20 protein-coding genes and 1 tRNA gene are annotated in these 22,242 nt (G+C 67.2%); 5 read left to right on the forward strand and 16 right to left on the reverse strand.

From position 1 onward, the window contains the following. Complete coding sequence (rodA, locus tag WS51_RS25940; protein ID WP_059448422.1) at positions 1 to 1,149, forward strand: rod shape-determining protein RodA; 1,149 nt, start codon at positions 1 to 3, stop codon at positions 1,147 to 1,149. Between the two features lie 107 nt (positions 1,150 to 1,256). Here rodA and WS51_RS25945 read toward each other — a convergent pair whose 3' ends face one another. The 14 genes from WS51_RS25945 to def form a co-directional block, all read right to left on the reverse strand. Further along, positions 1,257 to 2,018 (reverse strand): tetratricopeptide repeat protein, encoded by a 762-nt coding sequence (locus WS51_RS25945; RefSeq protein WP_059504447.1) that lies wholly within the window; start codon positions 2,016 to 2,018, stop codon positions 1,257 to 1,259. After that, the gene (locus WS51_RS25950) at positions 2,015 to 2,800 is read right to left on the reverse strand and encodes an HpcH/HpaI aldolase family protein (RefSeq protein WP_069229944.1); all 786 of its coding nucleotides are present in this window, start codon (positions 2,798 to 2,800) and stop codon (positions 2,015 to 2,017) included. The genes WS51_RS25945 and WS51_RS25950 overlap by 4 nt, the downstream gene beginning before the upstream one ends. Positions 2,801 to 3,106: 306 nt before the next feature. Beyond that, positions 3,107 to 3,559 carry a 6-carboxytetrahydropterin synthase QueD gene (gene queD / locus WS51_RS25955; RefSeq protein WP_044847357.1) on the reverse strand — a complete coding sequence of 151 codons (453 nt, stop codon included), beginning with the start codon at positions 3,557 to 3,559 and terminating at the stop codon, positions 3,107 to 3,109. 18 nt (positions 3,560 to 3,577) lie between these two features. Further along, on the reverse strand, positions 3,578 to 4,210 hold the full coding sequence (gene queE, locus WS51_RS25960) for a 7-carboxy-7-deazaguanine synthase (RefSeq protein ID WP_059448419.1): 633 nt from the start codon (positions 4,208 to 4,210) through the stop codon (positions 3,578 to 3,580). Between the two features lie 74 nt (positions 4,211 to 4,284). Further along, complete coding sequence (queC, locus tag WS51_RS25965; protein WP_059504443.1) at positions 4,285 to 5,019, reverse strand: 7-cyano-7-deazaguanine synthase QueC; 735 nt, start codon at positions 5,017 to 5,019, stop codon at positions 4,285 to 4,287. Positions 5,020 to 5,368: 349 nt separating this feature from the next. Then, positions 5,369 to 5,444, reverse strand: a tRNA-Phe gene (locus tag WS51_RS25970). A gap of 61 nt (positions 5,445 to 5,505) precedes the next feature. After that, positions 5,506 to 6,207: a response regulator transcription factor EsaR gene (gene esaR / locus WS51_RS25975; protein WP_059448417.1), complete on the reverse strand. Its 702-nt coding sequence runs from the start codon at positions 6,205 to 6,207 to the stop codon at positions 5,506 to 5,508. Next, entirely contained in the window at positions 6,208 to 8,622 is a 2,415-nt protein-coding gene (gene esaS / locus WS51_RS25980) for a sensor histidine kinase EsaS (RefSeq protein ID WP_059448416.1), read from the reverse strand. It abuts the gene before it with no gap. Continuing rightward, positions 8,612 to 9,202, reverse strand: a complete 591-nt coding sequence (locus WS51_RS25985; protein ID WP_059448520.1) for a DUF4390 domain-containing protein — start codon at positions 9,200 to 9,202, stop codon at positions 8,612 to 8,614. The genes esaS and WS51_RS25985 overlap by 11 nt, the downstream gene beginning before the upstream one ends. After that, positions 9,199 to 10,587, reverse strand: a complete 1,389-nt coding sequence (rsmB, locus tag WS51_RS25990) for a 16S rRNA (cytosine(967)-C(5))-methyltransferase RsmB (protein ID WP_069229945.1) — start codon at positions 10,585 to 10,587, stop codon at positions 9,199 to 9,201. The genes WS51_RS25985 and rsmB overlap by 4 nt, the downstream gene beginning before the upstream one ends. A 175-nt stretch (positions 10,588 to 10,762) precedes the next feature. Continuing rightward, positions 10,763 to 11,620, reverse strand: coding sequence for a zinc metalloprotease HtpX (gene htpX / locus WS51_RS25995; protein ID WP_034208696.1), 858 nt, complete (start codon positions 11,618 to 11,620; stop codon positions 10,763 to 10,765). A gap of 98 nt (positions 11,621 to 11,718) precedes the next feature. Continuing rightward, the gene (locus WS51_RS26000) at positions 11,719 to 12,360 is read right to left on the reverse strand and encodes a LysE family translocator (RefSeq protein WP_059448413.1); all 642 of its coding nucleotides are present in this window, start codon (positions 12,358 to 12,360) and stop codon (positions 11,719 to 11,721) included. Positions 12,361 to 12,470: 110 nt separating this feature from the next. Continuing rightward, a complete protein-coding gene (fmt, locus tag WS51_RS26005) occupies positions 12,471 to 13,463 on the reverse strand; it encodes a methionyl-tRNA formyltransferase (protein WP_069229946.1) in 993 nt (330 codons plus the stop codon). Positions 13,464 to 13,497: 34 nt separating this feature from the next. Continuing rightward, entirely contained in the window at positions 13,498 to 14,001 is a 504-nt protein-coding gene (gene def / locus WS51_RS26010) for a peptide deformylase (RefSeq protein WP_040142555.1), read from the reverse strand. A 184-nt stretch (positions 14,002 to 14,185) separates the two neighbouring features. Between def and dprA the strand changes: the two genes are divergently transcribed. The 3 genes from dprA to WS51_RS26025 all read left to right on the forward strand — a co-directional run bounded on the left by dprA (position 14,186) and on the right by WS51_RS26025 (position 18,714). Next, the gene (gene dprA, locus WS51_RS26015) at positions 14,186 to 15,508 is read left to right on the forward strand and encodes a DNA-processing protein DprA (RefSeq protein WP_069229947.1); all 1,323 of its coding nucleotides are present in this window, start codon (positions 14,186 to 14,188) and stop codon (positions 15,506 to 15,508) included. Positions 15,509 to 15,544: 36 nt separating this feature from the next. Then, the gene (locus tag WS51_RS26020; protein ID WP_059448410.1) at positions 15,545 to 15,925 is read left to right on the forward strand and encodes a thioredoxin family protein; all 381 of its coding nucleotides are present in this window, start codon (positions 15,545 to 15,547) and stop codon (positions 15,923 to 15,925) included. A 191-nt stretch (positions 15,926 to 16,116) separates the two neighbouring features. Beyond that, the gene (locus WS51_RS26025; RefSeq protein WP_059448409.1) at positions 16,117 to 18,714 is read left to right on the forward strand and encodes a DNA topoisomerase III; all 2,598 of its coding nucleotides are present in this window, start codon (positions 16,117 to 16,119) and stop codon (positions 18,712 to 18,714) included. Positions 18,715 to 18,848: 134 nt separating this feature from the next. On the opposite strand, the gene WS51_RS26030 is transcribed toward WS51_RS26025, so the two are convergent. Beyond that, the gene (locus WS51_RS26030; RefSeq protein WP_059448408.1) at positions 18,849 to 19,898 is read right to left on the reverse strand and encodes a LysR family transcriptional regulator; all 1,050 of its coding nucleotides are present in this window, start codon (positions 19,896 to 19,898) and stop codon (positions 18,849 to 18,851) included. Positions 19,899 to 20,324: 426 nt separating this feature from the next. Between WS51_RS26030 and WS51_RS26035 the strand changes: the two genes are divergently transcribed. Then, positions 20,325 to 21,338, forward strand: coding sequence for a D-2-hydroxyacid dehydrogenase family protein (locus tag WS51_RS26035; RefSeq protein WP_059794467.1), 1,014 nt, complete (start codon positions 20,325 to 20,327; stop codon positions 21,336 to 21,338). Between the two features lie 35 nt (positions 21,339 to 21,373). Here WS51_RS26035 and WS51_RS26040 read toward each other — a convergent pair whose 3' ends face one another. Continuing rightward, positions 21,374 to 22,240, reverse strand: a complete 867-nt coding sequence (locus WS51_RS26040) for a patatin-like phospholipase family protein (RefSeq protein ID WP_059794463.1) — start codon at positions 22,238 to 22,240, stop codon at positions 21,374 to 21,376. Positions 22,241 to 22,242: the final 2 nt, after the last annotated feature.

Consider the following 22,242-nt stretch of genomic DNA (forward strand, 5'->3'; position numbering starts at 1 on the left):
ATGCAATTCGACAAGCGCGCCTGGCTCGACAAGATCAAGCAGATGTTCGCGGGCTTCGACCGCCCGCTCGCCCTCATCGTGTTCCTGCTGCTGTGCGTCGGCATCGTCACGCTGTACAGCGCGTCGATCGACATGCCGGGCCGCGTCGAGGACCAGTTGCGCAACATCCTGCTGACGTTCGTGCTGATGTGGGTGATCGCCAATATTCCACCGACGACGCTGATGCGCTTCGCGGTCCCGCTGTATTCGTTCGGGGTCGCGCTACTGGTCGCGGTCGCGTTGTTCGGAATGACCAAGAAGGGCGCGAAACGCTGGCTGAACGTCGGCGTCGTGATCCAGCCGTCGGAAATCCTCAAGATCGCGACACCGCTGATGCTCGCGTGGTATTACCAGCGCCGCGAAGGCGGACTGCGCTGGTACGACTTCGTCGCCGCGTTCGGGATCCTGATGGTGCCGGTCGGACTGATCGCCAAGCAGCCCGACCTCGGCACGGGCCTGCTCGTGTTCGCGGCCGGCTTCTTCGTGATCTACCTCGCGGGCCTGTCGTTCAAGCTGATCGTGCCGGTGCTCGTCGCGGGCGTGATCGCGGTCGGCTCGATCGCCGTGTTCGAGGAGCGCATCTGCCAGCCCGAGGTGCAGTGGCCGCTGATGCACGACTACCAGAAGCATCGCGTGTGCACGCTGCTCGACCCGACCTCCGACCCGCTCGGCAAGGGCTTCCACACGATCCAGGCCGTGATCGCGATCGGCTCGGGCGGCGTGCTCGGCAAGGGCTACCTGAAAGGCACGCAGGCCCACCTCGAGTTCATTCCGGAGAAGCACACCGACTTCATCTTCGCGGTGTTCTCCGAAGAATGGGGGCTCGTCGGCGGCCTCGTGCTGCTGACGCTGTACATGGCGCTGATCGCGCGCGGGCTCTATATCGCCGCGCAGGGCGCGACGCTGTTCGGCCGGCTGCTCGCGGGCTCGCTCACGCTCGCGTTCTTCGTCTATGCGTTCGTCAACATCGGGATGGTGAGCGGCGTGCTGCCCGTCGTCGGCGTGCCGTTGCCGTTCATGAGCTACGGCGGCACCGCGCTCACGACGCTCGGCATCGCGATCGGGATGATCATGAGCGTCGGGCGACAGCGGCGGTTGATGAAGAGCTGACCCTGCAGTGCGACACACCGCCGCCTGCGGCGCAGTCGCGGCAATGAAAAACAGCGCACGAGGCGCCGTTTTTCGTTGGTAGATCGAATGCGATGTGTGCGGCGCGCTCACTGCGGCGTCGCGCGCGGGCTCGCGTGATCCGCGCCGGTGCCCGATGCCGGCTCCTGGGTCTTCAGGCGCGCGCTCAGTTCCTTGAACTTCATCCCGGCCGTCTCGTCGCCCTGCGCGGCGGCAGCCGCGTAATACGCACGCGCGATGTTCAGGTTCTGCGTGACGCCGTCGCCGCCGCGCTCGTAGAACGACGCGGTAACGTACTGCGCGGTCGGCTCGCCCGCGTCGGCCGCCTGCTTGTACCACGCGAACGCCTGGCGGTTGTCGCGCGGCGTACCGCGCCCATCGAGGAACTGGTTCGCGAGCGACAGCTCGGCCTGCACGTGCCCCTGCTTCGCCGCACGCAGGAACCAGCGGTGCGCCTCGGCCGGATTGCGCGCGACGAACTCGCCGTCGTCGAACATGCGCCCGTACACGTACTGCGCGTGCGACATGTTCGCGTCGGCCGCCCGTTTCAGCCAGCGCAGCCCTTCGTCGACGTTCGCGGTCACGCCGACGCCGGTGAGCAGCATCATCGCGTAGTTGAACTGCGCGAGCCGGTCGCCGCGTTCGGCCGCGTCGTGGAACTGCACCAGCGCCGCGCGATAGTCGCCGGCGTTGTAGTCGGCCACCGCCGATTGCGTCTCGCGCGCCGGGTCCGGCTTCGCATGTGGCGCATTCTGCGCGACCGCCGCGACGCACACGGCCCACAGCCCGAGCATCGCGCCGATCCGCGCGCGTGCGCGGCTCGTATGCCGCGCGCCCTCGCACCCGTTCATGACCGCACCTCCTGCAGCGCCTGGCGCGTCGCACGCAGCAGCCAGCTCACGTCGGCCGACAGCGTGATCATCCGGTAGCCTGCCTCGCGATACTGACGCGCGCTCGCGGTATCGCTCGCGAAGATGCCGACCGCGACGCCGGCCTGCTTGCCGGCCGCGAGCACGCGCGCCATCGCGGCTTCGACGTCCGGATGCCGGCTGTCGCCGAGATGCCCGAGGCTCGCCGCCAGATCGGCCGGGCCGACGAACAGGCAGTCGACGCCCGGTGTCCCGGCGATCCGGTCGACTTCATCGATGCCGCGCGCCGATTCGATCTGCACGATCACGGCGACCTGCGCGTTCGCCGTCTGCAGGTAATCGCGGCGCATGCCGAACGCCGCCGCGCGGACCATGCCGGCCACGCCGCGCAGCCCGTCGGGTGAATCCGGCGACGGGAAGCGGGTGAGCCGCACCGCGTGCGCGGCCTCGTCGGCCGTCTCGATGCACGGGAACATCAGCGTGCGCGCGCCGGCGTCGAGCGCGCGCTTCACGAGCCATGGCTCGCGCCCCGGCACGCGCACGACCGGCTCGCTCGGCAGGTGCGCGGCGGCCAGCGCGCGCAGTTGCGATGCGACGTCGCGGCTGTCGTTCGGCGCGTGCTCCATGTCGATGCAGAGCCAGTCGTAGCCGGCGTGCGCGAGCGCTTCCGCGACCGTTTCGCAGCCGAGCGACAGCCACAGGCCGTACAGCGGCTCGTCGCCGTCGTGCAGACGTTGTTTGAGGGAATTGGTGAGCGTGCTCATCGATACGGCCTCCGGGACGGAACGGCAATCGAACGGGACAAGCAACAAGCGAAGCGGGCGCAACACGCGGTGCCGCCATGCACGGCGGCGCCGAACCAGGCGCTGGAACGTCAGTCGGACGTGGGCCGCCGATATGACAGCGCGGGCCGCGCAGCAGAGCGCGGAAGCACTTTCCGGTGCCACGCAGCGATCATAGCGCGGCGTTACGCGGAATGTGGGAACTGGCGGGGAGCGGCGCCGCACAAGGCTGCACGGCGCCGTGGCAGGCAGCCCGCGCCGCTTGGCGAGGCTGCCGAAAAGGCAGGATCAGCGGCCGGGCTGGCGCTCGACGTCGGCCCAGCAGTTCGGCGTTTCGTACAAGCGCACGCGTTCCAGGCGCAGGTTCACGCCGTAGTGCGCGTCGTACACGTTCGCGAGGATGTCGAACGCGATCGCCGCGAGGTTCTCGACGGTCGGGATCCGGTCGAGCACGACGGTCTTGTGGTCGGCCATCTGCTCGAGGAACGAGCGCACGACTTCGTCGCGCGCGTAGACCAGGAACGCGTGATCCCACTTGTTGACGAGGTGCTCGACCGCGAGCGCCTTCACGTCGGCGAAATCCATCACCATGCCGCGATCGGGTGCCCCCTCGGTATCGACGAGATCGCCGCGCAGCGTGACTTCGAGCACGTAACGATGGCCGTGCAGGTTCCGGCACTGGCTGCGGTGATCGGGAATGCGGTGGCCCGCGTCGAATTCGAGTTTTCGGGTAATCAGCACGATGTCAAAAGCCGTGGCTCAGGGAATGTTCAGATATTTGTGGGTCTGCATCGACAGCCGCCACTGCGGATGCCGCTTGCACCAGTCGATCGCGAGCTTCGTATTGAGATCGCGCGACGGGCCGTCCATCGGCTGCACGAGAAAATACTCGAAATCGAGCTTCGCGTAGTCGGCAAGCCGCTGGTTGTCCTGCGGGATCACGACCTTCAGTTCGTTGCCCTTCGTGACGACGAGCGGCGCGTCGGCCTTCGGGCTCACGCAGATCCAGTCGATCGTCTCAAGCACCGGCAGCGAGCCGTTGGTCTCGATCGCGATCTCGAAGCCTGCCGCGTGCAGCGCATCGACGAGCGGCTGGTCGAGCTGCAGCATCGGCTCGCCGCCCGTGCAGACGACGAAACGGTGCGCTTCGCCGTCCGGCCACAGCGCGGCGATCGTCGCCACCAGCGCTTCGGCGTCCTTGAACTTGCCGCCGTTCTCGCCGTCGGTGCCGACGAAGTCCGTATCGCAGAAGCGGCACACGGCGTCCGCCCGATCCTCTTCGCGGCCCGACCACAGATTGCAGCCGGCGAACCGGCAGAACACGGCCGGACGGCCCGCATTCGCGCCCTCGCCCTGCAACGTGTAGAAAATTTCCTTGACCGCGTAAGTCATCGTGCTTCGTCCGGCTCGCGCCGCTCGTTGTCGATCAGAATCCGTTGTTCATCCAGCGCTGCCGGCGCACCGCTTCACAGCGGCGCTTCGGTCACCCGCTCGCCTTTCAGGTAGGCCTCGTAGCCGCGCTTGCGCAGCTTGCAGGCCGGGCATTCGCCGCAGCCGAAGCCCCAGTCGTGCAGTTCCGCGCGCTCGCCTACGTAGCACGTGTGCGTCTCGACGCGAATCAGCTCGACGAGCGCCTCGCCGCCGAGTTGCTCGGCGAGTTGCCAGGTCTGTGCCTTGTCCAGCCACATCAGCGGCGTCTCGAGCACGATGCGCGTGTCCATCCCGAGGTTCAGCGCGACCTGCAGCGCCTTCATCGTGTCGTCGCGGCAGTCCGGGTAGCCCGAGAAGTCGGTCTCGCACATCCCGCCGACCAGCACGCGCAAGCCGCGGCGATAGGCAATCGCGGCCGCGATCGTCATGAACAGCAGGTTGCGGCCCGGCACGAACGTGTTCGGCAAGCCGTTCGCCGCGGTCTCGATCTCGATCGTGCGCGTCATCGCGGTATCGCTGATCGCGCCGAGCACCGACAGGTCGATCATGTGATCGTCGCCGAGACGGCCCGCCCACGCGGGAAACTGACGCTTCAGCGCGTCGCGCACGCCTTCGCGACATTCGAGTTCGACGCGATGACGCTGGCCGTAATCGAAGCCGAGCGTCTCGACCGTCTGGTAGCGTTCCAGAGCCCAGGCCACGCACGTGGCCGAGTCCTGCCCGCCGGAAAACAACACGAGCGCGCCGTCTTTAGCGTCTGTCCGAATCACCGTGATACTCCGTGAATGTGTAGGCTCGCGTCGCGCTGCGCCCGGGGCCGGCTGCCGCCGGACGGCCCGACGCGTGCCGGCCTGCGCCGGCTCGACCAGTATAGGCAGCGCAGTCGGCCGCGAACGCGGCAGCGCGCTTATACCGCCCATCGCGCGGCATCGTTGCCGCGCGTCACGGCGGCGCCTGCGGGCTGCCCTGCCGTGCGCATGAAGCGGTGCGCTAAGTCATTGAGCGGGCACGGATTTTATCACGCCCCGGCGAATGCTGCCGGGCGCACCGCCAATGCCGCGCAAGGCCACCACAAACGAAAAACCCCAAGAATCTTCCGATTCTTGGGGTTGGAACTGCTGGTGGCCTGGGACGGAATCGAACCATCGACACGCGGATTTTCAATCCGCTGCTCTACCAACTGAGCTACCGGGCCAACGAAGAAGAGAAAGTATATCCACCCATCTCCACTTGCGCAAGTGTTTTCGCGAAATATTTTACGCGGCGCCTTCGGACGGTTTCTTGCCGAGCTCGACGCCGAGTTGCTTGAGCTTGCGATACAGGTGCGTGCGCTCGAGGCCCGTCTTTTCCGCGACGCGCGTCATGCTGCCGTTCTCGCGCGCGAGGTGATATTCGAAGTACGCGCGCTCGAAGGCGTCGCGCGCTTCGCGCAACGGGATGTCGAACGGAATCGCGGCCGTCTGGCCCGCGAGGCCGAGTGCCGAGGCCATGTCGTCGCCGAGCGTCGGCAGCGCCGCCGCGGATGCGACTGCCGCCGGCCCCGCTGCTGGCCCGACACCGGATTTCGCCGCTGCGTTGACGGACACCGGTGCCGCGCCGCGCGCGAGCCCGTGCTCGACGGACTTCAGCAGTTTCTGCAGCGCGATCGGTTTCTCGAGGAAATCGAGTGCGCCGATCTTCGTCGCCTCGACGGCCGTGTCGATCGTCGCGTGCCCGGACATCATGATCACGGGCATCGTCAACAGGCCCTGTGCCGCCCATTCCTTGAGCAGCGTGACGCCGTCTGTATCGGGCATCCAGATATCGAGCAGCACGAGATCGGGCGCCTGATTCAGACGGTATTCCCGCGCGGCCTGCGCGTTTTCCGCCGCCTCGACGACATGTCCTTCATCGCTGAGGATCTCCGAGAGCAATTCCCGGATGCCCATTTCATCATCTACCACCAGGATGGTTGCCATTTACGCTGCCTTTGTCTGCACACTTGCTTTTGTCTTTGCGGGGGCCGCCCCGCCCTGCGCGCCCGTTTCGACGCCCGGCGTATCGCTCGCCATCTGCAGGAACAGGATCGACACCTGCGCACCCTCGACGGTCTCGCCGTGCATGCGATTGCGCAGATCGATTCGCGCGCCGTGCTCGTCGACGATTTTCTTGACCGTGGCCAACCCGAGACCCGTACCCTTCGCCTTCGTCGTCACGTAAGGCTCGAACGCACGGGTCAGGATGCGTGCCGGAAAACCCGGCCCGTTATCGGACACGGTAAGACGTACCGCGACGCGCGTTTTGCCCTCGGCGTCGGGATCGCCATATTCTACTGTCTTGGTTTCGATCAACACACGCGGATGCGCGACTTCCGCGACCGAATCCTGCGCGTTCTGCAGCAGGTTGTGAATCACCTGGCGCAATTGCGTCGCGTCGCCGCGAATCACCGGCAGCGACGGCGCGAGCTCTGCGACGATCGCGCTCTTGCCTTCGCCCACGCCGTATAGCCCGAGCACTTCGCTCGCCAGGTCGTTCAACTGCAGATTCGCGAGCACCGCCGGCGGCGTGCGCGCATATTCGCGGAAGTCGTCGACCATCCGCTTCATCGCGGCCACCTGGTTGACGATCATCGTCGCGCCGCGCTTGAGCACATCCGCATCGGACGGCGCGAGCTTGTCGGACAGCTTCATCTGCAGCCGTTCGGCCGACAGCTGGATCGGCGTCAGCGGATTCTTGATCTCGTGCGCGAGCCGCCGCGCGACCTCGCCCCATGCAACCGAGCGCTGCGCGGAAATCACGTCGGAGATGTCGTCGAACACGACGACGTAGCCCGATGTTTGCGGATCGTCGGCCTCGCCCTCGACCGTCGACACGAGGCGCGTGCCGCGCACGAGCAACGTCAGCGGATCGGCTTCGCCCGGCACCTCGATCGCGAACTGCTGCTGCCAGTGTCCGCGATCGCCGCTGCCGCCGTCCGACGCCGCTTCGCGATCGGCGAACGCCTTGCGCACCATCGCACCGAATTCCGCGACGACGCCGATCCGGTCGAGCGCCGTGCCGATCATCGAGCCGAACGGCTGCCGGAAGATGCGCTCCGCGCCGCGGTTGGCCGTCGTCAGCCGGAACTGGCGGTCGAGCACGAACACGCCGGCCGTCAGGTTCGCGAGGATGCTCTCGAGATACGTCTTCGAATGCTCGAGCGCGATCCGGTTCTTCTCGACCGCCTGTCGCGCCTCGGACAGCTGGCGCGTCATCGCATTGAACGACTGCGTGAGGAAGCCGAGCTCGTCGCGCGACTTGATCTCGCGCTTCGGCGTGTAGTCGCCTTCCGTGATCTCCTTCGTGCCCTGCGCGAGCAGGAACAGCGGCCGCGCGAGCTGCTGGCCGAGCGCGAGCGCGAGCATCATCGCGATGAAGGTCGCAAGGAACAGCGCGAGCGTCAGCGTGCCGATGTACATCTTGCGCAGCCCGGTGCGGCCGAGCGACTTCTCCTGATATTCGCGATACGCGCGCTGCACCGCGTCGGCGTTGTGCGCGAGCGCGGGCGGCACCGGCTGCGTGAGCTGCAGGAATCGCTCCGCCGGTTGCAGCAACGACGTCGTCGCATCGGGAATCGGCCGCACGACGCGCAGCCGCAGCGCGCCCTTCGCGCCGTGCGCGCGCGGATCGCCATCGACTTCGCCCTCGATCGCCGCGTATGCGCCGTGTTCGCGCGCCTGGCTCAGCATCAGCGGCGTCGGCAGGTCGTCCGGAATCAGCGCGGCGAAATTGCCCGATGCCTGCGCGACGATGTGCAGGTCGGGCGCCGCGCCGGAGCCGCCGCGGCTCGGCTCGACGATCGTCGCGTCCTGCACGCCGAACTGATCGCGCAGGCGCAACAGCGTGAGCGTCGTGCCGTTCGTGTTCGCATCGACGCTCGCGAGCTGGTCCGACATCAGCCGCGCCTTCGTCTGCAGGTCGGACAGCGACGCGTCGAGCATCCCGCGGCCGAGGTTCAGGCCGGCCGTCAACGCGGTCTCGACGTTCACGTCGAACCATGACTCGATGCTGCGCGACACGAACTGGTACGACACGATGTAGATGATCCCGCCCGGCACCACGCCGACGAGCGCGAAGAACACCGCGAGCTTCGCGAGCAGCCGCGTGCCGAACTTGCCCTTCCGCAGGCGCACGACGATCATCCCGATCAGCCCGAGCACCACCAGCAGGAACACAAGCGCGACGATGATGTTCATCGCGTACAGCCACGAGTAGTAGCGGTCGAAGAATTCGGTGTTCGCGCTCGCGGCCGCGAGCAGCACGAGCAGCAGCAGCGCCGTGAGCGCGACGGTCGACACGATCACGCGAACGAGGAGGCTTTTCCCGCTGGCCGCGCGGCGCACTTTATTTAGCACGTTCGGTCACCGTGAAAGTGAAGCGCTTCCAGTCGGACCCGAGCGTCCAGTCGCGGTTGTTCACCGCGTCGACCTGGAACGGCTTGGGCATCAGCGCCGTATCGAGCTGCATGCGTACCGAGGCGGTGTAGGTTTCGCCCGCGCGCACCTGGTTGCGGTCGATCACGTGCCACGACGTGATGTGCCGAACGACCGCGAGCGCGTCCTTCAGCGACGGGAAGCCGAGTTGCAGCCCGCCCGTCGACACGCGGTATTCGCGTGTGAGCGGCTGGAACGACAGGCGCATCGTCTGCGATACCGACACCGGCTGCTCGTCGAACCAGTACCAGCGCGCGCGGCTCAGTTCGAAGTCGGTCGTGAAGTAAAGCGGGATGCCCTTGTTGACGGCATCCTCGAGGTTCGGATTCAGCTCGAAATCGAAGCGGGCATCGAGGCTCCAGCCGCTTCCGTCGGCCTGCAGCGATGCGCGCTGCACGGCGATGGACTCGGCACGCGCCGACCGAACGACGGTCAGGCACAGCGTCAACGCGACCAGCAGGACGGCCGCGAGCCGTAGTGGAAAAAGGTGTTTGATTGTCACCGTTTCTGAAACCGCGCGTAGAAAAATCCGTCGTGATCGGTGTTCTGGTCGAGTGCGCCGGCCGCCCCGCCGTGCGCGCCGCCCGGCAGCAGTTGGCCGGGCGCGTCCAATCGTACCGCATCTTCACAGGCCGCTTCAAACCAGCGAGCCTGCAACTCGCCTTCCTCCGGAAAGATCGAACAGGTCACGTAGAGCAGTTCGCCGCCCGGCTTCACGAGCGGCCACAACGCCGTCAGGATGCGGCGCTGCTCCGCAACGAGCGCGTCGATGTCGGCTTCGCGGCGCAGCCAGCGAATGTCGGGATGACGACGCACGATGCCCGACGCCGAGCACGGCACGTCGGCCAGGATGCGGTCGAACGGACGGCCGTCGTACCACGCGCCCGGCGCCCCCGCATCGCCGACGCGCACGTCCGCCTCGAGCGACAGGCGCGCGAGGTTCTCGCCGATGCGCTCCGCGCGGGTCGCGTCGCTTTCGAGTGCGACGACTTCGGCATCGGCCAGCTCGAGGATATGCCCGGTCTTGCCGCCCGGTGCCGCACACGCGTCGAGCACGCGCATGCCGCCGCGCGCACCGAGCCATTCGGCCGCGAGTTGCGCACCGGCATCCTGCACCGACACGACACCATCGGCGAAGCCCGGAATGCGGTCGACCGGCAGCGCGGACGCGAGCCGCACCGCATGGCGGCCGATCGCCGTCGCTTCGATTCCGCTCGCGCGCAGCGTGTCGAGATACGCGTCGACGGTCGCGCGGCGCGCGTTCACGCGCAACGTCAGCGGCCCCTGATGTTCGCCGGCCGCAAGAATCGCCTGCCACGCATCCGGCCATGCACGCTTCACCGCATCGACCCACCAGGCGCGGTAATTCCAGCGTGCGACGGGATCGTTCTGCATCGCCGCGACGAGCGTGTCGCGCTCACGCTGGAAACGCCGCAGCACGGCGTTGACCAGCCCCTTCGCGAACGCAAATTCGCGCCGCGCGCCGATCACGGTCACGGCCTGGTCGACGATCGTGAAGGCCGGGTATGCCGCTGCCTCCTGCGGATCGAGCAGCAGCGCGAGCGCCCCGGCGAGCACCGCATGCACATGCGCGGGCGGCGCCTTGCTGACGAGCCGGCCGATCAGCCAGTCCGCACTGCCGAGACGACGCATCGTCCGGTACGCGACGTCTTGCGTCGCGCCGCGCGCCAGCGCCTGCGCGCCGGCCGGCATCTGCGCGAATACCGCGGCGAGCGCCGCCGGCAGCGCGGTGCCGCGCCGCACCGCACCGACGGCCTGCGCGGCCGCGTCGAGCGCGAAGCTCAGCGAATCGGGCGCGAGATGCAGCGCGGACAGGCGCGCGGCGCGGCCGGAGGAGGACTGAGCGGAGGAGCGGGTTCGTGTCATCGGAGCAAAATCGGCAAACGGGCGCCGCGAGCGGCGGGAACCCTGCGGCCGCAGTGGCCGCCTCGATTCCAAACCGAGCATTGTAGCGTGAGGCCATGCGGCCCCTTTACGGGGCGCGCAAATGAAACGCCCCGCAGCGCGGGGCATGCGGGGCGATGTGCGGGGGCGCGGCGACTTAGTCGAAGCGGCCGGTGCGCGCCATTTCCATCAGGCGCGCGATGCGTTCTTCGGTCGCCGGGTGCGTGGAGAACAGATTCTGCAGACCGCCGCCGTGAAGCGGATTCATGATCATCATCTGCGCGGTGGCCGGGTGCGCTTCGGCCGCCTGGAACGGAATGCCGGCCGCATAGCGATGGATCTTGTCGAGCGCGGTGGCCAGCGACTGCGGATCGCCGGAAATCTGCGCGCCGCCGCGGTCGGCCTCGAACTCGCGCGCGCGCGAGATCGCCATCTGGATCAGCGCGCCTGCGATCGGTGCGAGCAGCGCGACCGCAATCCCCGCGATCGGATTGGCCGGACGGCCGTTTTCGTCGCGACCGCCGAAGAACATCGCGAAGTTGGCCAACGCCGAAATCGCGCCCGCCATCGTCGCGGTGATCGTCGAGATCAGGATGTCGCGATGCTTCACGTGCGCGAGCTCATGCGCCATCACGCCGCGCATCTCGCGCTCGGACAGCACGCGCAGGATGCCCGTGGTCGCGGCAACCGCCGCGTGCTCGGGATTGCGCCCCGTGGCGAACGCGTTCGGCGCGTCCTCATTGATCAGGTAGACGCGCGGCATCGGCAGGTTCGCGCGCGTGGCGAGTTCGCGCACCATCCGGTAGAACTGCGGCGCCGTGCTCTCGTCGACTTCCTGCGCGTTGTACATGCGCAGCACCATCTTGTCGGAGAACCAGTACGAGAAGAAATTCATGCCGAGCGCGAACAGCAGCGCGATCGTCATGCCGCGCGAGCCGCCGATCATGCCGCCGATCACGATGAACAGGGCCGTGATCGCGGCCATCAGCATCGCCGTTTTGACCCAATTGAACATACCCACTCCTTATCCGTCAGGGGACCGCCGCACCTCATGTGCGCGGCGAAAAATTGTAAGCGATTTGTTAGATAAGGTCTTGCCGGAAAAATTCAATTTCAGCGTTGCGTCGCCGCGAGCCGCAGCCCGAGGCCGACGAAGGCGCTGCCGACCGTGCGGTCAAGCCACTTCCGGACGCCCGGCTTGCCGGAAAAGCGCTGCGTGACGCTGCCCGCGACCCACGCGACGATACACGTCCAGACCGTGCTCATCACGACGAACACCGAACCGAGAGCCAGGAACGCCAGCGCCTTGTGCGGGCTGTCGGCCGACACGAACTGCGGGAAGAACGACACGAAGAACAGCACGACCTTCGGGTTCAGCACGTTGGTCCAGAAACCCTGCATGAACAGCTGGCGCAGCGGCTTCGCGGCCGTGGCCCGCGCGGCCTCGGCGCCCGCCGGCGCGGCGGCCTGCTTCGCGAGGATCATGCGCACGCCGAGGTAGATCAGGTAAGCGGCACCGACCAGCTTGATCACCGTGAACGCGGCCGCCGACGCCGCGAGCAGCGCGGTCAGGCCGAACGCGCACGCAAGCGCGTGCACGCAGCAACCGGCGGAGATACCGAGCGCGGACATCAGCCCCGCGCCACGGCCCTGCGCGACGCTGCGGCCGACGATGTACGCCGTATCGGGGCCAGGCGTGATGTTCAGCAGGAAAACCGCCAGCACGAAGAAGCCGAAATGGGTAATGCCAAGCATGAAAACCTCGAAACCGGAGAGCGCACGGAAATTCTACGCGCGCCTGTCGCGCCGCGCGACTCGGCCATCCGGCCGATTGCGCGCGACCGGCAGGTCGGGTCGAATGGCGCTCAAGACCCGTCGGGCAACGCGAAGCGCTGGCCTGCGGCGAGGGGCGAGCCGGCCAGGAATTCGCGCGCGGGCAGCCGCTTGCCGCCCGGCTTCTGCAGTTGCGTGACGCGCAGCGCGCCGCTGCCGCATGCGACGACCACGCCTTCCGGCGCAGCGTCGACGATCGTGCCGGGCGCCGTGTCGACGAGCCCGTCGTGCGTCGCCACGGGCTCGGCCGCCCACAGCTTGATTGCCGCGCCGTCGATCATCGCGACACCGCCCGGGAACGGGTCGAACGCGCGCACCTGGCGCGCGAGTACGTCGGCCGGCTTGCGCCAGTCCAGCGCCGCTTCGTGCTTGCCGATCTTTTCCGCGTAGGTCACGCCGTCGGCCGGCTGCGGCGTGGCAGGCAGCGTGCCGTCGCGCTCGAGCCGCACCAGTGCGTCGACGATCAGCCGCGCGCCGTCGGCGGCCAGCCGGTCGTGAAGCGTCGCGGTCGTATCGTCGGGCGCGATCGCGACGCGCGCTTCCTCGATCATCGCGCCGGTGTCGAGGCCGACGTCCATCTGCATCAGCGTGACGCCCGTCTCGGCGTCACCGGCCTCGATCGCGCGATGGATCGGCGCGGCGCCGCGCCAGCGCGGCAGCAGCGAGGCGTGGATGTTGATGCAGCCCGCGCGCGGAATGTCGAGCACTTCCTGCGGCAGCAGCAGCCCGTATGCGGCGACCACCATCACGTCGTGCGGCGTCGTGCGCAGCAGCTCGATCGCATCGGCGGCTTCCTGCGGGTACTTGCCCGCGCGGCGCAGCGACGGCGGCTGCGCGACGGGCATGCCGTGCTCGACGGCATAGCGCTTCACGGCGCTCGCCTGCAGCTTCATCCCGCGCCCGGCGGGGCGATCGGGCTGGGTCAGCACGAGCGGCACCGGAAAACCGGCCTCGTGGATCGCGGCGAGTGCGGCCGCGGCAAATTCCGGCGTGCCGGCAAAAATCACGCGCAACGTATGGGTCATGACAGCGTTCGGGATCGGGCTGGGCACACGCGCGTCACATCGCGCGTTCGAGTTTCTTCATCTTCGTCTTGATACGGGTCTGCTTCAGCGGCGACAGGTATTCGACGAACACACGCCCCATCAGGTGATCCATCTCGTGCTGCACGCACACCGCCAGAAGGCCCTCGCAGTCGAGCTCGAAGGTCTCGCCGTGCTCGTTGAGCGCGCGCACACGCACGTGGTCGGGACGCTCGACTTCATCGTAGATGCCGGGCACCGACAGGCAGCCTTCCTCGTAGACCTGCTTCGCGTCGCTCGACCAGATGATCTCGGGATTGATGAACGCGCGCAGCTCGTTCTTCTCCTCGGACACGTCGATCACGATCACGCGCTCGTGCACGTCGACCTGCGTCGCCGCGAGGCCGATGCCCGGTGCCGCGTACATGGTTTCGGCCATGTCGGCGACGAGCTTGCGGATCCGGTCGTCGACCTTGTCGACGGGCTTGGCGACCTTGTGCAGCCGCTTGTCGGGGTAATGAAGAATGTTCAGCAAAGCCATGGTGTTCGGTATTCGGTGGAGCGACGTGCCGCATCGGCCATCCGGCCGGCTGGCGCCGCCGCCGGGATGCAATGAAGATGAGGCTGACGCGCGGCATGTCAATGCCGCAGGTCTGCCTCCTGCAATTGGCCGGACGCTCGTGCGCACGGCCCTGTCGAGTATTTCGGATGATGAAAATTTTATCATGGCGCCACGCGGTCCGCTGGCCGTCGCATTCGAGGGGAACCTCATGTCGCCGCAAGCGCTGACGCCCTCGACGTTGCGCGCGTGGCTCCAGCTCGCGCAGGCGCCGGGCCTGTCGCCTGCCGCGCTGCACGCGCTGCTCGACGCATTCGGCTCGCCGGCGGCGCTGCTGCGCGCATCCGACCAGGCCATCGGCGCGGCGAGCAGCGCGGCGGTCGCGCGTGCGGTACGCGCAAGCGAGCGGAGCGACCTGGACGCGCGCACCAACGCCGCGCTCGCATGGCTCGATGCACCGGGCAACGCGATCGTCACGCTCGGCGACCCCGTCTATCCGTCGCGCTTGCGCGACCTTCACGATCCGCCGCCGCTGCTATATGTAAAGGGCAGGCTCGACCTGCTGCACGCACGCGGGCTCGCCGTGGTCGGCAGCCGCCACGCAACGCCGCAGGGGCTCGCAGATGCCACGCGCTTCTCGCAGGCGCTCGCCGATGCGGGCCTCGCGGTCGTCTCCGGCCTCGCGCTCGGCATCGACGGGGCCGCACATCGCGGCGGGCTCGACGGCCGCGCCGGCACGATCGCGGTGATCGCGACGGGTGCCGATCTCGTCTATCCGGCACGGCACCGCGCCCTCGCGCACGAAATTGCCGCACGCGGCGCGATCGTTTCCGAATGGCCGCTCGGCACACCCGCGCGGGCGTCGCATTTCCCGCAGCGCAACCGGCTGATCGCCGCGCTCGCGCTCGGTGTGCTCGTCGTCGAAGCCGCGCCGCGCTCCGGCTCGCTGATCACTGCCCGCCTTGCGAACGAGCTCGGCCGCGACGTATTCGCGATGCCGGGCTCGATCCACGCGCCGCTTGCCCAAGGCTGCCACGCGCTGATCCGCGACGGCGCGAAGCTCACTGCGACACCGCTCGACGTGCTGGAGGAATACGGGCTGGGCGAACCGGCGACTCCTGCAGCCCGCGCCACGACGAATTCGCGTTCGCGCCCCGATAAAGAAGAAACAGCCGAAACCGCAGGGCGCGGTACGGGCGAGCAGGCCGGCAAAACGGACCCCGCTGCGCCAGCCGTCGCCTCCGCCGAGATCGATGCCGCGCCGCCCGGCGACCCGGCCGAACGATCCGTGCTCACCGCGCTGGGATACGGCCCCGTGACCTACGAATGGCTCGCCGAGCACACCGCCCTTTCCGACGACGCGCTGCACCGGGCGCTGCTCGCGCTCGAACTGGCCGGGCGGGTCGCCAGCATGCCCGGCGGACGCTTTGCGCGGCTTGACGCAACGCCCACCCCGCCCGCGTCCGGCGTGCTACATTCCCCCGCATAGAGGCGGCCGTGCCGCCGATGCTACCCAAGGAATTCCATGCCCGCGCTGAATCTCGACACCGATGCCGATCGGATCGCCGAGCGCCTCGCCGATCCCGATACGCTGCTCGTCGCCTGCCTGTGCGCCGAATGGTGCGGCACCTGCCGCGACTACCGAACGGCCTTCGACCAGCTCGCCGACGCCCATCCCGACGTGTGCTTCGCGTGGATCGACGTCGAAACCCATGCCGACCGGCTCGACGATCTCGACGTCGAGAATTTCCCGACGATCCTGATCGAGGACGCGAACACCGCGCGCTTCTTCGGCACGGTGCTGCCGCACGCGGCAATCGTCGAACGAATGCTGTCCGACCTGAGCGCCGTGCCCGGCGCGCCGCACGCACCGAAATTGCGCAACGTCCTGAATGTAGAGGCGTAAGCCACGCACCGACCCGGCAGCTTTTCGCGCCATTGCGCGCGCCGCCGTGCCGGGCGCTTGCCGCCGTTGCGGCCCCCCACTATGATGAGCCGCTTTTTGCACGCCGCGCCGCCGTCGCCGCAGCGTGTGCTATAAAGCCGTCGTAAAAGGGACCCACACCGGCGAACCCGGTCTACCAACACACATCTGTCATGTCCAAAGCACTGATCATTGCGGAAAAGCCTTCTGTCGCGAACGACATCGCGCGCGCTTTGGGCGGCTTTACCAAGCATGACGAATACTTCGAGAGCGACGAATTCGTCCTTTCGTCCGCGGTCGGCCACCTGCTCGAAATCGCCGCCCCGGAAGAGTACGAGGTCAAGCGCGGAAAATGGAGCTTCGCTCATCTGCCCGTCATTCCGCCGCATTTCGACCTGAACCCGATCGCAAAAAGCGAGTCGCGCCTGAAAGTCCTGACCAAGCTGATGAAGCGCAAGGACATCGATCGCCTGATCAACGCATGTGACGCGGGGCGCGAAGGCGAGCTGATCTTCCGCCTGATCGTGCAGCACGCGAAGGCGAAGCAGCCGGTTCAGCGCCTGTGGCTGCAGTCGATGACGCCGCAGGCCATCCGCGACGGCTTCGCGCATCTGCGCAGCGACTCGGACATGCAACCGCTCGCCGACGCCGCGCGTTGCCGCTCGGAAGCCGACTGGCTCGTCGGGATCAACGGCACGCGTGCGATGACCGCGTTCAACAGCAAGGGCGGCGGCTTCTTCCTGACGACCGTCGGTCGCGTTCAGACGCCAACGTTGTCGATCGTCGTCGAACGTGAAGAGAAAATCCGCCGTTTCGTCCCGCGCGACTACTGGGAAGTGAAGGCCGAGTTCGCATGCGCCGGCGGTTTCTACGAAGGCAAGTGGTTCGACCCGAAATTCAAGCGCGACGAATTCGATCCGGAAAAGCGCGACTCGCGCCTCTGGAGCCTGCCGGCCGCCGAAACGATCGTCGCCGCGTGCCGCGACCAGATCGGCACGGTGTCGGAGGAATCGAAGCCGTCGACCCAGCTGTCGCCGCTGCTGTTCGACCTGACGAGCCTGCAGCGCGAGGCGAACAGCCGCTTCGGCTTCTCCGCGAAAAACACGCTCGGTCTCGCGCAGGCACTGTATGAAAAGCACAAGGTGCTGACGTACCCGCGTACCGATGCCCGCGCGCTGCCCGAAGACTACCTCTCGACGGTGCAGTCCACGCTCGAGATGCTCAAGGAGAGCCACAACTACCTGCCGCACGCGAAGCAGGTGCTCGACAAGGGCTGGGTGAAGCCGAACAAGCGGATCTTCGACAACTCGAAGATCAGCGACCACTTTGCAATCATCCCGACGCTGCAGGCGCCGAAGTCGCTGTCCGAGCCGGAGCAGAAGCTGTACGACATGGTCGTGAAGCGCTTCCTCGCGGTGTTTTTCCCGGCAGCCGAATTCCGCGTCACGACGCGGATCACCGAAGTCGCCGGCCATCACTTCAAGACCGAAGGCAAGGTGCTCGTCGAGCCGGGCTGGCTGCAGGTGTACGGCCGCGACGCCGAAGGCGCGGACGCGAACCTCGTGCCGGTGCAGAAGGACGAGAAGGTGAAGACGGACGAGATCGCGGCGGTCGCGCTCGTGACGAAGCCGCCCGCACGCTACTCGGAAGCGACGCTGCTGTCCGCGATGGAAGGCGCGGGCAAGCTCGTCGAGGACGACGAGCTGCGCGAGGCGATGGCCGCGAAGGGCCTCGGCACGCCGGCGACGCGCGCGGCGATCATCGAAGGCCTGCTCGGCGAAAAATATCTCGTGCGCGAAGGCCGCGAACTGATCCCGACCGCGAAGGCATTCCAGCTGATGACGCTGCTGCGCGGGCTCGGCGTGAAGGAGCTGACCGCGCCCGAGCTCACCGGCGAATGGGAATACAAGCTGTCGCAGATGGAGCGCGGCAACCTCGGGCGCGACGCGTTCATGCAGGAAATCGCGCGCATGACGCAGCAGATCGTCAAGCGCGCGAAGGAATACGATTCCGACACGATCCCCGGCGATTACGCGACGCTCGAGACGCCGTGCCCGAACTGCGGCGGACAAGTGAAGGAAAACTACCGCCGCTTCGCGTGCACGAAGTGCGACTTCTCGATCTCGAAGATTCCGGGCAGCCGGCAGTTCGAGATCGCCGAAGTCGAGGAGCTGCTGCGGGAGAAGACCATCGGCCCGCTGTCCGGCTTCCGCAGCAAGATGGGCCGTCCGTTCTCGGCGATCCTCAAGCTGTCGTTCGACGACGAAACGAAGAACTACAAGCTCGAGTTCGACTTCGGCCAGGACCAGGGCGGCGAGGAAGGCGAGGCGCCCGACTTCTCCGCGCAGGAACCGGTCGGCGCGTGCCCGAAGTGCAAGGGCCGCGTGTTCGAGCACGGGATGAGCTACGTGTGCGAGCACTCGGTCGCGAATCCGAAGACCTGCGACTTCCGTTCGGGCAAGGTGATCCTGCAGCAGGAAATCACGCGCGAGCAGATGGCGAAGCTGCTGGCCGACGGCCGCACGGATCTGCTGCCGAACTTCAAGTCGTCGCGCACGGGCCGCAACTTCAAGGCCTTCCTCGTGAAGCAGCCGGACGGCAAGATCGGTTTCGAGTTCGAGAAGAAGGAGCCGAAGGCCGCCGCCGCGAAGAAGACGGCAAAATCGGCGACGAAGGACGCCGAAACCGTGACGGAAGGCGCCGACGAGAAGCCGGCACCGGCCCGCAAGACCGCCGCCCGCAAGACGACGGCGCGCAAGACGGGCTCGTGATGCTCCGGCCGCCGGCGCGTCATGCGCCGGGCGAACGCCCGTCAACGCGGTGATAAAAAAAACGCGGATCGATCGCTCGATCCGCGTTTTTTCTTGGTGGTGGCCGTGCCGGTGCGCGACCGCCGCGACGTGAGTTACAGCGGCGACGGCACCGCAACGCGCGCGCGCGTCGAACGCGCGAGGCGCGGCTGCAGGTTCGGGTCGGTCGATTCGGGCGGCTCGGCACGCATCTCGACGCCGATCGGCGCGGGCGCGGCCCCCTGTGCGGCCCACTGTTCGCCCATCATCGCGTCGGTCGAGTGGCTGAAATACTCGACGAGGTGATCGATGAACGTGCGCACCTTCGCGGGCAGATGGCGCCGGCTCGGATACGCGATGTTGATTTCCACCTGCGGCAGCCGGAAATCCGGCAGCAGCCGCACCAGCGCGCCGCGCGCGATGTCGCTACCGATCAGGTAGCTCGGCAGGATCGCGACGCCCATTCCAAGCAGCGCGAACTGGCGCAGCATCGCCGTGTTGTTCGCGACGATCACGTTGGTCGGGCGCACGCGCACTTCGCCGTCGGGCCCCGTGAACACGCGCTCGTCGCCCCAGTATTCGGTCGGCAAGCTCAGCGCCGGATGCTCGGCGAGGTGTTCCGGGTGGGTCGGCACGCCGTGCTTTTCCAGGTAGCTCGGCGTCGCGCACACGGTCATGCAGCCCGTGGTGAGCCGCCGCGTGACGATGCTCGCGCTGCGCATCTGGCGCGTGACGACGATGCCGACGTCGAAGCCTTCCTCGACGAGATCGACCTGCCGATCAACCAGCGTCAGATCCGGCACCACTTTCGGGAAATTCTCGGTGTACGACTGCAGGACGGGCGCGAGATTGTGCAGCCCGAACACGACCGGCGCGACGATGCGCAGCGTGCCGACCGGCTCGTGATTGCGCGCGACGACCATCTGCTCGACATCCTCGAGTTCATCGAGAATCTGGCGTGCCCGCTCCAGATAGACCTGGCCCGACTCCGTCAGCGAAAGGCTGCGCGTGGTGCGGTTCAGCAACCGCGTGCCGAGCCGGCCTTCCAGATCGGCGACGTGACGCGTCGCGACCGCGTTGGAGATATCCATTGCACTCGCGGCCCGCGCGAAACTGCCGAGATCCGCAACCTTGACGAACACGCGCATCGACTGCAAATGATCCATAAACGACTCCTGCCGCTGTTACAACTTCAAAAAGTTGAAGCAAATGCGTAATTCTCCTACGACAGCGGAAATGATGCAGAGTTGCTCAACAGGGCCGCGGTTGACGATAAAAATAGTCAAAAATCCTCAGTCATCGCGAATGGATGATCCAATTATTCTGATTGGAGCAACAATTGGGTGAACCTCGTCCGGTAAGCGGCCGAATCAGAAAGGACGTGTCTGATGCGACACAACATCGCACTCGGCCGCGTCCGATGGGGGCGGCGCCGGCTCAGGCCAGCGCCGATTGCGGCGGAGCGTAACAACCTGTTAAAAAGACCCCACGCCGTGCGCCGACGTAGCATCATGTCGGCCCCGGCCGGGCGGGACGGGTGCGCGACGTGCGCCGCCGCCACTGCCGCTTTCAACGCGCGACTCCCGCTGATCATGAAAATTGCCATCCTCGACGACTACCAGGACGCCGTCCGCAAGCTGAACTGCTTCGAGATGCTCGCCGAGCACGACGTGAAGGTCTTCAACAACACGGTACGCGGCCTGGGGCAACTCGCGAGCCGTCTCGCGGAAGTCGAGGCGCTCGTGCTGATTCGCGAGCGCACGCCGATTTCGTCGCAATTGCTCGCCAAGCTGCCGAACCTGCGGATGATCAGCCAGACCGGCCGCATCTCGAGCCACATCGACCTCGACGCGTGTACCGACCGCGGCATCGCGGTGCTCGAAGGCACCGGGTCGCCGATCGCACCGGCCGAACTGACCTGGGCGCTCGTGATGGCCGCCCAGCGCCGCATCCCGCAATACGTCGCGAACCTGAAGCAGGGCGCGTGGCAGCAGTCGGGGCTGAAGACGTCGGCGCTGCCGCCGAACTTCGGTCTCGGCCAGGTGCTGCGCGGCCAGACGCTCGGCATCTGGGGCTACGGCAAGATCGGCCGGCTGGTCGCCGGTTACGGCAAGGCGTTCGGGATGAACGTGCTGATCTGGGGCCGCGAGCATTCGCTCGAGGCCGCGCGCGCCGACGGCTACACGGCCGCCGACAGCCGCGAAGCGCTGTTCGAGCAGAGCGACGTGCTGTCGCTGCACCTGCGCCTGCACGACGACACGCGCGGGATCGTCACGCAGGAAGACCTGATGCGGATGAAGCCGACGTCGCTGCTCGTCAACACGAGCCGCGCCGAGCTGCTCGAGGAAAACGCGCTCGTCAACGCGCTGTCGCACAACCGTCCGGGGATGGTCGCGATCGACGTGTTCGAGAGCGAGCCGATCCTGCAGGGCTACAGCCTGCTGCGCATGGAAAACGTGATCTGCACGCCGCACATCGGCTACGTCGAGCGCGAAAGCTACGAGCTCTACTTCAGCGCGGCGTTCCGCAACATCCTCGCGTTCGACCAGGGCGACCTGTCGAGCGTCGTCAACCCGGAAGCACTGACGCCGCGCCGCGTACGCTGACCGAAGCGGGCCGCGCTCGCTCTTCCTTTCCGCCCTCAGGCAGCCACGCGGCCGCCCGTCATCGCGACCACGCGCGTGAGGAAATGCTCGCCGTCGCGCCGCCCGAGGTCGTACGCATGCAGCATCTGCGACGGACTCGTGTAATCCCAGCTCGAAATCGGCACCTTGCTCGACGGCTGCACATACAGCCGTCGCTGGTCGCCGTGCGCGACCGTGAACATTTGCGGGCGCGGATACAGCCGCGTGACGAGCACCAGCACGTCGCCCGGCGATGCGTCGAGCGCGTCGACCGGCACGTTGTCGACCATGCCGCCGTCGAGCACCGGCCGGCCGCCGCGGCGCAGCACCGGCGTGAACGGCGGCGTGCACGACGACTGCAGGATCAGGTCGGCGAGTTCCTCGACGCTCGCGCATGCTTGCGCGCGCACGAACTCGGGCCGGAAGCCGAGCCTGCGCCCGAGCGTCGGGTGCAGCGTCTTGCGCACGTACTTTTCGATGTTGTATGCGACGAGGCCCGCCGCGACCGCGCTGCGCGCGCCGAGCCAGCGCGGCACGTGCGACACGCCGATGCGGATCTCCGGCGCGTCGGCGAGCTTCGCGAACGGCTCGCCATAGATGTCGAGCAGCGCCTGACGATAGATCCGGTAATGCGGAAACACCGGCTCGCGCCCGAACAGGTTGCCCCAGTACGCGTTCTTGCGGTTGTGGCGCAGCGCTTCCTCGTAATAGCGCATCACCCACGCGGCGTCGCGTGTATACAGCATGCAGGCGGTGGCCGCGCCGGCCGAGATACCGGCGATCACGCGCGGACGCAAGCCGAGCGCCGGCCGGGCAACGTCCCAGAAGCCGGCCTGCCACCAGCAGCGATTGCCGCCGCCCGCGAATACGATCTGGTCGAACATCG

This window comes from Burkholderia territorii, assembly GCF_001718335.1.
GTDB classification, from domain to species: Bacteria; Pseudomonadota; Gammaproteobacteria; order Burkholderiales; family Burkholderiaceae; genus Burkholderia; species Burkholderia territorii.